11 protein-coding genes are annotated in these 13,431 nt (G+C 51.4%); 6 read left to right on the plus strand and 5 right to left on the minus strand.

Going from position 1 to position 13,431, the window contains the following annotated elements; all coding sequences use genetic code 11:
• Window positions 1-146 precede the first annotated feature (146 nt).
• From BLS62_RS08285 to BLS62_RS08305, 5 genes are all read right to left on the minus strand, one after another.
• Window positions 147-920, minus strand: a complete 774-nt coding sequence (locus BLS62_RS08285; protein ID WP_093179243.1) for an ABC transporter ATP-binding protein — start codon at window positions 918-920, stop codon at window positions 147-149.
• Complete coding sequence (locus tag BLS62_RS08290) at window positions 917-1,969, minus strand: FecCD family ABC transporter permease (RefSeq protein ID WP_093179246.1); 1,053 nt, start codon at window positions 1,967-1,969, stop codon at window positions 917-919. Before BLS62_RS08290 ends, BLS62_RS08285 begins: the two co-directional genes overlap by 4 nt.
• Complete coding sequence (locus BLS62_RS08295) at window positions 1,969-2,958, minus strand: FecCD family ABC transporter permease (protein WP_093179249.1); 990 nt, start codon at window positions 2,956-2,958, stop codon at window positions 1,969-1,971. Before BLS62_RS08295 ends, BLS62_RS08290 begins: the two co-directional genes overlap by 1 nt.
• 15 nt (window positions 2,959-2,973) lie before the next feature.
• Window positions 2,974-3,897 carry an ABC transporter substrate-binding protein gene (locus BLS62_RS08300; protein ID WP_093179252.1) on the minus strand — a complete coding sequence of 308 codons (924 nt, stop codon included), beginning with the start codon at window positions 3,895-3,897 and terminating at the stop codon, window positions 2,974-2,976.
• 262 nt (window positions 3,898-4,159) lie between these two features.
• The gene (locus BLS62_RS08305; protein ID WP_093179255.1) at window positions 4,160-5,437 is read right to left on the minus strand and encodes an MFS transporter; all 1,278 of its coding nucleotides are present in this window, start codon (window positions 5,435-5,437) and stop codon (window positions 4,160-4,162) included.
• A gap of 751 nt (window positions 5,438-6,188) precedes the next feature.
• Here BLS62_RS08305 and BLS62_RS08310 point away from each other — a divergent pair.
• The 6 genes from BLS62_RS08310 (at window position 6,189) to BLS62_RS08335 (ending at window position 13,312) form a co-directional block, all read left to right on the plus strand.
• Window positions 6,189-7,535, plus strand: a complete 1,347-nt coding sequence (locus BLS62_RS08310; protein ID WP_159436509.1) for a glycosyltransferase family 39 protein — start codon at window positions 6,189-6,191, stop codon at window positions 7,533-7,535.
• The gene (locus tag BLS62_RS08315) at window positions 7,532-8,515 is read left to right on the plus strand and encodes a glycosyltransferase family 2 protein (RefSeq protein WP_093179260.1); all 984 of its coding nucleotides are present in this window, start codon (window positions 7,532-7,534) and stop codon (window positions 8,513-8,515) included. Before BLS62_RS08310 ends, BLS62_RS08315 begins: the two co-directional genes overlap by 4 nt.
• A complete protein-coding gene (locus BLS62_RS08320; protein WP_159436510.1) occupies window positions 8,499-9,278 on the plus strand; it encodes a ChbG/HpnK family deacetylase in 780 nt (259 codons plus the stop codon). The genes BLS62_RS08315 and BLS62_RS08320 overlap by 17 nt, the downstream gene beginning before the upstream one ends.
• Window positions 9,279-9,418: 140 nt before the next feature.
• The gene (locus BLS62_RS08325; protein WP_093179265.1) at window positions 9,419-9,868 is read left to right on the plus strand and encodes an ABZJ_00895 family protein; all 450 of its coding nucleotides are present in this window, start codon (window positions 9,419-9,421) and stop codon (window positions 9,866-9,868) included.
• A 185-nt stretch (window positions 9,869-10,053) separates the two neighbouring features.
• Complete coding sequence (locus BLS62_RS08330; RefSeq protein ID WP_093179267.1) at window positions 10,054-11,646, plus strand: FGGY-family carbohydrate kinase; 1,593 nt, start codon at window positions 10,054-10,056, stop codon at window positions 11,644-11,646.
• A gap of 25 nt (window positions 11,647-11,671) precedes the next feature.
• Entirely contained in the window at window positions 11,672-13,312 is a 1,641-nt protein-coding gene (locus BLS62_RS08335) for a signal transduction protein (RefSeq protein ID WP_200798492.1), read from the plus strand.
• Window positions 13,313-13,431 lie beyond the last annotated feature (119 nt).

Here is a 13,431-nt window from a genome sequence, read left to right on the forward strand (position 1 = left end):
CTGAGCGCCTTGTTCTACACAGGTAAGCTGCCAAATCCCTGCTTCCAATAGATGAGCGCGCCTTTGTCGGCGGTGGTTCGTATGGCGCATACTCGCCCAATGACTATGGAATGAGAGCCTCTTCGAATCATAAAGGTGTACAGCCGTTACCCGGCCCGGAGCGGCGTTACCACGGGTGTGCTGGAAACCGGGTCCGCATATACGCTCGTCTTTATGTCATAGACTGCATGGACGAGGGAGGGGCTGACAATTTCATTGGGCCCGCCCTCTGCGTAAATCCCGCCATCGCGCATTACCACAAGATGATCTGCATAACGGGAGGCCTGCGCAATATCATGCAGCACAACAACAACCGTCCTGCCTTCTTCATTCAGCTTTTGCAGCAGATCCAGCGTTTCGTATTGGTAGCGAATATCCAGATAACTGGTAGGCTCATCGAGCATAATGTAAGGCGTATCCTGTGCCAGACACATTGCAATAAACGCCCGCTGACGTTGACCGCCGGACAGGTCCTTCAGGGCTCTGTCTTTGAAAGCATCAAGGCCAGAGGTGTGCAAAGCGTCCTGCACAATCTCCACATCCTGTCTGCTACGAATGCCAAGAAGGGATTGGTGCGGTGCGCGGCCATATCCAACCAGTTGCTCCACGCTAATGCCAGTTGGAACCACAGGGCTCTGCGGTAAAAAGGCAATCTTGCGTGCAACGGTTTTTGCAGGCAAGCGATGAACATCTTCACCATCAACAGTGATGCATCCGCTCTTCAATTTATTGATCTGCCCGATGGTCTTCAGCAGTGTTGATTTTCCGCAACCATTTGGGCCGATCAATGCAGCATAACTGCCCGTTTGGATCGTCAAGCCAATGCTCTTAAGCGAAAAGCCTTCATATCCGGAAGACACGTTAGAAAGAACGATGCTCATACGGACTGTCCTTTTTCTGATCTGCTCATGATCCAAATGAAGTAAGGCGCGCCAAGCATCGCGCTTAAGATACCTGCGGAAACCTCAATGGGGGGAGCGACAGCACGCCCGACTGCATCCGCAACAACAACCAGCAAAGCCCCAACAAGAGCTGCCGTTGGTAAGAGAATACGATGCTGACCGCCCACAAGAGACCGGCTGATATGAGGTGATATCAAGCCGATAAATCCGATAACACCAACCACACCGACTGAAATACTGGCGAGCAACGTGGCAACACCCAGCAGCAAAACGCGCATCTTCCCTGTGTTTTGACCAAGGCCCTGCGCGGTCTGATCTCCCAGTTGTTGCAAATCCAGCTGATAGGAAAGCGTCATGGTGATGCCCATCAACGTCAGCAGCGGTATCCACATGGATTGTACATGCACCCAGGTCCGCGCCCAGAGTGAACCTGTGAGCCAGACAAGAGGGTTGGAGATTTCCAGCGTAGCAGCGGTGACGAGAAGATAATCCACACCCGCATCGCACACCATGCCAACCGCAATACCAACAAGCGCTAATCGGGCAGGGGAGACTTGCCGTACATGCGCACTAAACAAGACGATAACAGCAGCAACAATACCGCCCAATGCCGCCGCCACTGGCAGGTAGGTAACTGGCATTTCTGGCAAAAACATAACTGACCCAAGCGCGGCTAAGGCTGCGCCGGAATTGATGCCCATAATCTTTGGGCTCGCCAACGGATTGCGTATGATCGCCTGCACAATAACACCGGAAACCGCAAGGCTGGCCCCAGCAAGAAATGCAATCAAAGTGCGCGGCAATCGCGACTTCCAGATGATGTAAGTCTGTTTGTCGCCCTCAAGCCCGAACAGGGTGTTGAGGATGACATCCAACGAAATGTGAACTGCACCCAGACCAAGGCTCAACAGGCCAGCACAAATGCACATAAACAACAGCAGCAGCTGTATGCGAAATGTCTTGGTGCTGCGGTGGGCGCGTAAATCAACCCGCCATTGTGGAGCAGATGTGCCCGCAATCATGCTCATCAATCAATCTCCTTGGCGGTGATCGTGAGGTAAAGGAAGTAGGGCGCACCAATCAAGGCAGAGACAACGCCAACAGCGGTCTCCTCGGGAAAGTTGATGAGTTTGGAAACACCATCGGCCATCAGCATAAGCGAAGCCCCGCCAACAATAACGGCCGGAACAAGAACGCGGTGGTCTGTTCCAAACGCAGCGCGGCACAAATGCGGAATGATAAGACCAACAAACATGACTGGTCCGGCAGTTGCAACAGAAACACCGGTCAAAATTGCAGCCAGTAAAATACCAAGAAACAATGTAAAGCGTGGGTCTGATCCAAGCCCTTTGGAGGCAGCCTCTCCAAGCGCCATCAGGTTGAGTTTGTGGGACATGAAAAACGTGATCACGCTTCCACCAACACACCAAAGCAACAGCGGGCTCGCCTGCTTCCAACGCACATCGGAGATATCGCCCGTGGTCCATAGAATGATGGACCGGGCAAGCTCGTCATCCAGCGTAAACGTAAAGCGCACCAGTGCAAACGCAAAGGCACTTACGGCCACGCCGGAAAGGATAAGCCGCAGAGCGCTCAATGTTCCTTTAAAGCCGCCAGCAAGGGTAAGCGTTACCCCTCCGGCAAGGGCAGCGCCAAGCACGGCCATCGTGTCCACGTTGAAAATCATCAAGGACGGGAACACCAACCCAATGGCAATGCCAAGAGCCGCGCCCTGATTGATCCCCAAAATGGAAGGAGAGGAAAGCGGATTGCGGGTTGTCGCCTGCAACAACAGTCCGGCAAGGCTCAGGTTCGCGCCAATCAAGGCGGCGATGAGAGTACGCGGGACGCGGATATCGCGCAGGACAGTAAGGCTCTGCTCATCAAGTTGGGAAAAGATCGCGCCCAAAACTTGATAAAAGCCAATATCTTGTCGGCCACCTGTGGCAAGGGAGAGCGCCGCTCCACAAAGCAACGCTACCCCCATTAGGCTCCAGTACATGGCAAGGAAAGGCATGTGTTTGGCTTCTGCTCAGTTCTGAACTTGTTTCATGATGTTCAGCAGGTCGCGCGCTGTCGTTTCAGCTGCTACCATGCCCCGCAGACGAGACCAGACATGCGCCTCAACATAGAAGACCCTGTTGTTTTTAACTGCGGTGATACCTTCATAAAGGGCTTCACCCTTCCAGCCATCAGCGAAGGATGGATTTGCATAGCGGCCCAAAATGAGAATGTCAGGGTTCACAGTGGAGAGCTGCTCCAGAGAGGTCTTCACGTAGTTGGATTCGTAAACCGCCCCTTCCGTTGGTGCCATGCCGCTGGTAAAGCCAAAGCTCTTCAGCAGTGAACCATTATAAGAAACCGGTGAGTGCAACCACAGGCCTTTGGCATTTGCCACACCAAACTGAATCTTGTAGTTGCCTGCATCCTTAAACTGCGCACCAATCTCAGCGATTTTCGCCTTATGGGCATCAACGCGAGCTTTCATCTCATCCGGTTTGCCAACGGCAGCGCCAATCGTTTCCAGCTGAGCAATCGCAGAAGGGTAATCACCGCCAAGGCTGTCAAATACAACAGTTGGTGCGATCTCGGAGAGGGTATCGTAAGCAGCAGTATGACGGGTTTTATCCGCGATGATCAGATCAGGGTTGAGAGAGGCAATCACCTCAAGGCTTGGTGTCTTGCGCGTGCCAACGGAAACCCAGTCCTCCCCGATCTTATCAGTATAAGCGCTGCTGATACGCTCACGCTTCTTGTCATCGGCTATACCAACCGGAACAACACCAACCGCCGCCAAGGCGTCAACAAAGCTAAATTCCAAAACAACAATACGCTGCGGCTGATCTGGAACCGTGGTGGTTCCGAGCTCATGTTTCACGTCCCGTGCTGAGGCGTTGAAAGACAGCATTGCAGAAATCGCACCCGCAACCACAGCAGTTATCATGTTGTTTTTCATAGATCGGCCTTCTCAAGTAATGCGTATTCTACAAAAAATAGATCCGGCAAGCGGCTAAGAATACGTGCGAAAACAAAGGACTAAAACAGGTTGCCTGGGCTTGGTGACAGGTAACCTGATTCAGAACAGCAAAAACAAAGGTTGTAATCGCGAGCTATTGTATACTTGAGAAATTTAGTCAAGTTTAAATTGGAGTTATTTACTCATATTTAAAAGAGGCGCGAGCTGAAACCTCGACTTCGAGGCTCGGCTCGCACAAAAATCAAGTGGCTCCCTGTTCTTGCAAGTCATCCACTTCCATTTCTTTAGCCACTTCTTCATCCGACAGAATAATCGTTTGCGGGGTCGCTGTTCGGGTCGGAGCAGAAGGCACAAACACACTCTTTTCGCTGTCAGCCACTGCAGAACGTTGTGTGAGACGCCAGAGTGTAAAGGCCAGAATAAGAGCATGTGCCCCCAAGGTGGTCATGAACAACCCAGTAGGCCCGAATATACCCATCAACACACCGCCGATAAGCGGCCCAGCCATGGAGCCGATACCCAACATCAACAACAAACCACCACTGGTCTGCATGGCATCCCCCGCATCCGCATGGTCGTTCGCATGGGCAACAAGCACAGGGTGGAAGGTGTAAATGGCTGCGCCGAATATAACGGCGGATGTAATGGCTATGCTTGCGTTGCTGGTGTCTGCAAACAGGAAGACGCTATCGGCAGCAAGGGCCACAAGGGCAAGTGCAACCACGACAAAACGACGATCTGTCCTGTCCGAGATCATGCCAATCGGCACCTGCGCAAAGGCACCGGCCAAGATGGACGAACTCACAAAGAGCGTAATGCTGGCAATTGGCAGTCCTATTTTATCGCCGTACACCGCAGCAAGCGTTCCAAAGCTGCCATTGGAAACACCGGTCAAAGTAACAGCAACCACCGCGACAGGAGAGTTCCGCCAAAGACGCTTCAGATCCAGTTTCACCTGAGCAAGCGGTGCAGGAGCGGGCGTTTTGGTGACCGCTGTTGGGATCATGGCCACAACATAGAACATTGCCGCAATGACAAAGAACTCAAAACCGCTGATTGGACCAAGAGAAAGAACAACCTGCCCACACGTGGTCGCAGCAAGATTGACCATTGTGTAGGTGCCAAAAATCACACCGCGGTTACTTGGGTCAGAGCGTTCAGTCAGCCAGCTCTCCACAATCATGGCCGCACCTGCAAACGCAAACCCGGCAACAGACCTGAAAACAACCCAGGCGATTGGCGTCACAAACAACGAAGATGCAAGCACAGAAAGACAGGCCAGTGTCGCCATTACACCAAAGGCCCGAATATGCCCGGCACGTTGCACGACCTTAGGAACAGTTAGGCACCCGCTCACATAACCGATGGCCCAACCTGTACCAAGCAGACCCAGAGTAAACGAGGAGAAACCCTCAAACGTACCACGAAGCGGCAAAAGCATGCCGGTTACACCGCCAGCGAAAAACAAGAAGGCGGAACCAAGAAGCAAAGAGGCGATAGGAAGCAAAAACTGACGCATGGCGACTACTCAGGAAAAAGAAAAACGTGGCTGGAAATGGACTCACAGTCGCAGATAAAAGCACAGAGCCTCGTGAAACGCGATCATCATTCAGCGCATCGCGTTGGTTGAGAACACCTTTCAGCCAAACAGGGGATTACATGCAACAGAGTGCGGGGGAGTAGACCGGAAGAGTTGTGTAAATGAAAATGCGCAATGCATATATTTATTCATCCGAAATTTTTACCAAAAAGACATGTGATTTATTCGCAGAATGACTACCAAAAGCAATTCGAATTTAAATTAATGAAATTAATTCAATTAGTTACGATGTTAACGGCTCATCACCTGAAAAATTGTAATTGAAGTGGCAAAAAAGCGGCGAAAATGTCACAGAACTGTGCAGCTTGCTCATTAATCCACCAAAACAGTCAAAAAGAAAGTGGAGACTTGCCATTGCCTCTGCTAATTGTACCCCCAGAAAATGCTAGTTATTGTTGAATTACGGTTTTCTCCCGGTTTTTAGAATTAATATTAGGCCTGCTCGGTGGTTATGGACGCACAACATGTAAATCCAGAATATTCTTCTCATAAGAATATATTTGGTAAAATAAATATAGCCTCAATTTGGTTTGTTTTTGCAGTACTTGGTTTTCATGCAGTTGTTTATACAATTGCGTCGTCATTAGTTGCTTATAATTTACCATTAGATGCTGTGGAATCTCTCTATTGGGGGAAAGAGTGGCAGCTAGGTTACTTCAAGCATCCTCCAATGTCTGCTTGGATGATTGATGCTGTTGTACAGATTTTCGGGCGTTCAGACTGGCTTATCTTTGGTGCAGCTGAAGTTTGCACCATACTCGCAATCCTGCCTGTTGTTCTCATCGTCCGTGAACGCTTTGGCGCAAAAGTCGGTGGCTATACAGCTCTCGCTGCTTTCCTTAGCCATTTTACGACTCTGTCCGCTGTCGAATATAACGTAAATATGGGTTTCCTGCCGTTCTGGGGTTGGATGATCTATACATTTTTGAAGGCCGAGGAAAAGGATACCCTGTTGTGGTGGACATTATTTGGTCTGATCAGCGCAGGTGGTATGCTTGGAAAATACACTGCTGCGATTTTCCTTATGAGTGCAACCCTATGGGTATTGCTTAAGCGGAGGGATCTGCTTGTAAGGCCGGGTCCTTACATTGCCGCGTTCGTGTTTTTGATCGCGCTCTCTCCCCATCTCGTCTGGTTGGTCAAATCGGATTTCGTCCTGATTGAGTACGCCCTGAACCGTACGGGCAGCGGAGACGTTGCGTGGTACCAGCATATCACCATGCCACTTAGGTATGTTGGTGAGTTTATCTATTCCGTTGCGCCAATGCTTGTCGCTCTTGCCATAGCAGCAGGATGGAGCCGCATAAAGTCGCTAGGTTCTGAAGATGCCATTGCCGCCGCACGTCTTGTCTGGTCGGATCCTTTCCTGTTTGCTGCCGTTGGACCAGTACTGGTAATTTCTGCGCTCTCCTTAGGTCTTGGCGCAAATATTAAAACAGTCTGGTCCATGCCGCTGGGCGTTGTTTTTGCCGGGTGTATAGGTGTCGCCGCAGCACATTTGGAAGCAAGTAAGAGTACGGTCAAACAACGTTTTCTAATTTCGTGGGGCGTGATTTATGGAACCCTGCTCATTGTCTTTGTTGCGATCATGGTCATCGCTCCGTTTGTGAAGAAGTACCCGAAACGGATGTTGCATGATGGGCCAGCTCTGGCTCGTATAGTCGAGGACCTTTGGGCAAAGCACGAAACCAAACCATTTGAATATCTTGTAGGAGATCATTGGCCAGGTGGGTCAGTCGCTTGGTACACACCTTCACGGCCTTCGTTCTTTGAACGCGCAAACCTCTCCTACTCTCCTTGGATTGATGTGGAAGACATGCAGTCAAAAGGCGCTGTGTATGTGGACTACAAAAACCCCACTGATGCCATCTCTGGAATGTGCGTCGTTGATGCCCAGAAAATACTCTGGCCAGCTCCCGGTGGCCGAATTTACAAAAAACACCCTGAAGTTTGGATCGCAGTTTTGAAGCCGTCAGTTGGACCTAATGCTGTTGAATGTGCAGGAATAAAGAAATGAGTGAGAACACGTTAACGCTCGCGGTTCCTGTTTTTAACGAGTCTGAATCCTTGGAAGTTTTTCACCAGCGTCTTGGGGCCGCTGCAGAGAAACTCATCCGCGATTTTGGACTTAAAGTTGAAATCCTCTATGTGGATGACGGCAGCAGTGATGGCAGCGTAGACATTATAAACCGTCTGCCAAGCGGGTCTTTCAGCGTAAAGACGATCTGTTTCAGCCGGAATTTTGGCAAGGAAGCTACACTTGTTGCTGCAATCGAAGGCTGCAAAAAAGGTGCGATCGTCTTCCTTGATAGCGATGGCCAGCACCCACCAGAGATGCTTCCTGAGTTCGTGCGTCGTTGGAAGGTAGACGGCAATGATGTCGTTTACGCCGTTCACAACAAGCGTCAAGACCATCCCATCAAACAAAAGATGGTTGGCATTTTCTATCGTCTGATCAACGCGGGCAGCCGCTTTGAAATCCCTGCCAATGCTGCGGATTACAAATTGTTGTCGCCGCGCGCATTGGAAGCTCTGAAATCCTGTCAGGAGCGTGTTCGCTTTTTCAAGGGTCTCTCTACATGGATCGGCTTTAAGCAAAGTGCGATCGAATATGAGCCGGAAGCTCGTATTTCCGGTACGACCAAATGGAACTTTCTCAAGCTCCTGAGCTTGTCGTCAGAAGGCATAATTTCCTTCTCAACCGTCCCGCTCAGAGCCACCATGTTCGTAGGGGTTGCAATCGCAATTCCAGCCTCTCTCTATGGGGTCTGGATTGTGCTTTCAGCACTTTTACTCGGCAATGATGTGCCAGGTTACTCTTCTCTGTTCACCGCAACAGTCTTCCTTGGAGGATTGCAGTTGATCCTTCTCGGCGTGGTGGGGGAGTATGTCGGCCACATGTTGCGAGAGCTCAAAGATCGCCCAATTTACATCGTTGCAGATGAAAGCAGCCAACCAGCCAAGACCCCAGAGGTTGCTGATGCGCTTGGTAGCTGACGATTACGCCTACACCTCCGAAATCAGCAAGAGCATTTTGTATCTGCTGGAAAATGAGAGGATACAGGGCACCTCCTGTATGGTTGTCACACAGGCTTGGAAGAAAGATGTTGGAGCGCTCAAGGCCTTAAAGGAGCGCAAGCCGGAACTCCAGATCGGGCTGCATATTACCATGACGGGTGATTGGCTTAAACCATGCGGAAACGCTCTGGATTGGCCCGTCTTCCCAACGATGTTGCAGTTGCTGCTGAAGTCCCATCTGGGGATGTTAAGCACATCGAAGATTGAGGAAGAAATATCCTCTCAGATCCGATTGTTTGTTGCAGATTTTGGGCAACTCCCGGATTTTGTTGACGGTCACGAACACGTCCATCTGTTCCCGCAAATCCGCAAGGCGTGTGTATCGGCACTGCATGCAGCTTGTTTTACGGGATGGGTGCGCCAGTGTGGTGGTCCGTTAAAGGGCGTTTTGAAGCGGCCTTTCCGTGTTAAGTCCTTGTTCCTGAATTACCTCAGTTGGTCTTTCAAGAGAGCAGCAGATCGCAATGGAATAAGCTACAATCAGGACTTTGCAGGCATCTACGACTTCTCGCTAGAAAGTGACTTCACAAACCTGCTGCAAACTTGGCGGGAAACCGCAACAGATGACAGCGTGTGCATGTGTCACCCAGGCGTTGCACAGTCCTCCTCCAACACACCAGATCCAATAGCAGACTCCAGAGAACGCGAATTGCGTGTTCTTTCCGGTGCAGCGCGTCACTAACTTGCTGGTGGGCAGGCAAGTCAATCAGTTGGCGAGGTAAGTGGCCCTAATTATGCAGTGCAAGTGGCTTGCCCAAATCACTGTTTGCCTGATACGCCTTGAACAGGCGACAGCACAGACCCCGCAACAAACAGAGTTTCATGAAAAAAGTTCAACGCTCCCTCTGGTTCTATCTTAGCACCTTCATTGTTGCGTATGCCCTGATGCAAACCGCTACCAATATTCTGGTGTTTCACTACGGAATTAAATCGGCTTTGAGCGTATTGGCGGAGCTAGGTGTACCTGTTTTAATTGTTGCCGGTCTTTACGTGCATAAAGAGAAAAAAGCCCCTGCTGGATCGCAGTATTGGGCGCTTTTTGTTGGGTCTCTCACATGCAGTATCCCAATTAGCATGGTGGCGAAAAATATAGTGCTAACGGGAAGCGTAGCTGGAGATCTGGCAGGACCTTTTCAAGCCATGCAATACAATGCAATGGGTCTCCTCTTCATCATTGATCTCGTCATTCGTGCGCTTGCTTTCGGGCTTGGTTATGGCTTTTGTGCAAGATTTATTTTTGACGCTATGCAGAAGACTCGAGACACCACTTAACCCCCGCAAAAATCCCGAATTACCCTCGCGATCATAAGGCCTCAGAGGTGATTCTGTGGTCTGTTCCAGCGTGCCCACATTCTGTGTTCTACAGAGAACGCTCCTGATTTTTGCTTGCTAACACGACTTAGCAGGTGTTTAATGAGGACAGATCATAGATCCATAAGCCAATTCGGGGGCTGAAAATGGGCCAGAAGTGCTACGCCGGTATTGATGTGGGCTCTGCCAGCGCACGTGTGGGTATCTTTAATGAAAATGGAGAGCGGCTGGCGTTTGCCGTCAAGCCAATCAAACAGTTTCATAGCCGCGCGAACTTTGTAGAGCAGTCCTCGAAGGATATCTGGGCGCGCATTTGTGAAGCGATGCAGGAAGCTGTCAGTCTTGCGGGCGTATCTGCGCAGGATATCCGCTCCATTGGCGTTGATGCCACGTGCTCACTGGTAGCCGTTGGCGAGAATGAAACATCCATCTCCACAGCAGAAAACGGCGATACTGAGCAAGATATCATCATGTGGATGGATCATCGCGCGGACAGTGAAACCGCCGCGATCAATGCCACAGGAGATGATGCTCTCAAGTATGTTGGCGGTGAAGTCTCCATCGAGATGGAGCTTCCCAAAATCCTCTGGCTCAAAACCCATTATCCAGATCGCTATGCCAAGGTGACCCGTTTCTTTGATCTGGCTGATTATTTGGTCTGGCGGGCAACAGGTGAAGATGCAGCCAGCACCTGTACACTCACTTGCAAATGGAACTATCTGGCCCATGAAGGCCGCTTCCCGGAAGATATGTTAGCGCAGGTCGGACTGGAAGATCTGCCGCAAAAGGTCCCGGCAAAGGTGCTTGAACTGGGAGACGCCGCAGGCACGCTCACCGCAAAAGCTGCTGCCGATCTGGGCCTTCCAGAAGGTATACCCGTCGCCAGCGGCATCATTGACGCACATGCAGGCGGTCTGGCACTCATCGGCGCAGAACCGGATGGCGGCCTCGCCATCATAAGCGGCACCTCCAATTGCCATATGATTGTGAACAAGCAGCCAGTCATGGTGCCGGGTGTCTGGGGACCTTATTGGGGCGCGATGTTGCCGGGCTATTGGCTGGGTGAGGGCGGACAAAGCGCTGCTGGCTCCTTGGTGGATTGGACCCTTCAGCAATGCGAGGCTTACGATGAGCTGAAGAGCACCGCTGTAGAACAAGGCCTCCACGAGATCGCACTCCTCAACAACTGGGTGCTGGATCTGGAAAGCCGCGAACCTAATCCGACCGCTGGCTTGCATGTCCTGTCAGATCATCACGGCAACCGCTCACCTTGTGCCAACCCGCATGCCCGCGGTGTTGTCTCTGGTCTGACGCTAGAAACAGGCCGGGATGGTATGGCACGTCTCTATCTGGCGACCTTGCAGGCCATTGCTTATGGCACCCGTCATATCATTGAGGAAATGACGAAGGCAGGGCACAGCATAACCAAAATCTTCATGTGCGGCGGGGCAACAAAAAACCCGATCTGGTTGCGAGAGTACGCCAACATCACAGGGAGAGATATCCAGCTGGCGGAAGAGGAAGATGCTGTCACTTTGGGTGCAGCAATACTGGGCGCTGTGGCTTGTGGTGACTTTGCAGATATTCCCCAAGCAAGCGCAAAACTGGTGCGTGTTGGAGGCATGGTGAAAACGGTTAAAAATACTCAACCATTCCACGCGGCTAAATATCAGGTCTACCTCAACCTCATTGATAATCAGGCGCATCACAAAGCGCTCATGGAACAAGCAATCTCATAAGAACAAGTGTTCGGGAGGACATATCGTGCTGAACCTACCTATCAGTCCTGCACCGATCACAGCAGGTCCCAAAGAAATCTTGATGGTCACTAACGCGGACCTGCGCGAATCTGCCAATGTTCCGTGCTGGCCGGTGTGTGCCGATTACGCAAACCGGCTGGAAAAGGAGCTGGATGCGCAGGGCTATAAGCTCAAACGTGCTCATGATTTTGATGAAACGAAAGGCCATGGCTTTATCTCCTCGCAAAAAGAAGGCTCCGCCCTGTTTGCGAGGATTGATCCTGAAGCCCCGCTGATCGTCCTGCTCACCGCATGGCAATACTCGCACCACATCGCGCCCTCTCTTGCCAAACACAAAGGGCCTGTCCTTCTGCTGGCCAACTTTGATGGTACATGGCCGGGCTTGGTGGGTATGCTCTGCATGGCTGGGTCTCTCACCAGTTTAGGGGTGGACTACTCTCGGCTATGGTCGCAGAGCTTTGAAGATGACCTGTTCAAACAAGGCCTTGCCACATGGTTGAAGGATGGCAAGCTCACCCACGACACCACCTACCTGCAGTCGGTCACCAAGGACCATCAGGTTCTGGAAACAGAAGCCGGTAAAGCAGGTCAGCAGGTTGGGGAGTACATCCTCAAACACAAAGCAATCCTTGGTCTGTTTGATAGTTTCTGCATGGGCATGATGAATGGCTTCTTCCCGGTCAAAGCCCTCACAGATATTGGCATGCCTTTAGAAAGCCTCTCCCAATCCGCATTGCTGGTGGAAATGGAAAAAGTGCCTCAGTCCATGCGCGAAGAGTGCCTCAAGTTCTATGAGGACCGCGGCATGACCTTCAAGTTCGGCAAGGATGATGCAACCGAGTTGACGCGTGAGCAGGTGCTGGAACAGTGCGCCATGATGATCGCCATGGCCCGCTTCACCACCCGCTTTGGCCTCTCCGCAGTTGGCGTTCAGTATCAGCAGGGCCTCAAGGACAGCTGTGCCGCCTCTGACTTTGCAGAGGGCGCAATTGGGTCAACCGAACGCTTCCCGATCCCCGATGAAGACGGCTCCATCATCTGGGAAGGCAAACCGATCCCTTGTGTCAATGAGGTGGATATGGGCACCGCCATTCCGCAGACAATGCTGTGGCGTCTTCTGGATGCGATGGGCTTGCCTGCTGAAACCACACTGCACGATGTGCGCTGGGGCAGTGAGTTTGAAGGCACGTTCTACTGGGACTTTGAGATCTCCGGTTCAGTTCCGTTTGAACACCTCAAAGGCGGTATTGCCGGTGCAACTGGCTACCGCCAGCCAGCCATGTACTTCCCCAAAGGTGGTTCCAGCATTGCAGGACAGTGTAAAGCTGGCGCGTTCGTCTGGGCCCGCGCACATTATGAGGGCACGGATGTCATCATGCATATCGGGACTGGGCATGCGGTTGAATTGCCGGAAGATGAGTTCGAGCGCCGCAGAAAGGCAACCACTTATGAGTGGCCGCTGATGAACTGCACGCTGGACGGTATCAACCGGGATGAGCTTATGGCTGGTCATCAATCCAACCACATTACAGTTGCGTATGTGCCGGACAATAAACTGCAGGATGTTTTGCGGGCGTTTGTTGCGCAGGCACTCACGCAGGGTATTTCTGTGCAAATTGCAGGTGAAGCAAAGAACTTGCTGTAACGGCATGTGGGATGCAGGATATCCACCATGGAAGCCCTGCATCCCACACATTCCACTTGGCAATCTCGGAGTTGCTGACTACCAATCGTGAAATTGTCTGTGTTCAGAGCGGAAAACGG

Origin of the sequence: Pseudovibrio sp. Tun.PSC04-5.I4 (genome assembly GCF_900104145.1) — a bacterium.
Lineage (GTDB): Bacteria > Pseudomonadota > Alphaproteobacteria > Rhizobiales > Stappiaceae > Pseudovibrio.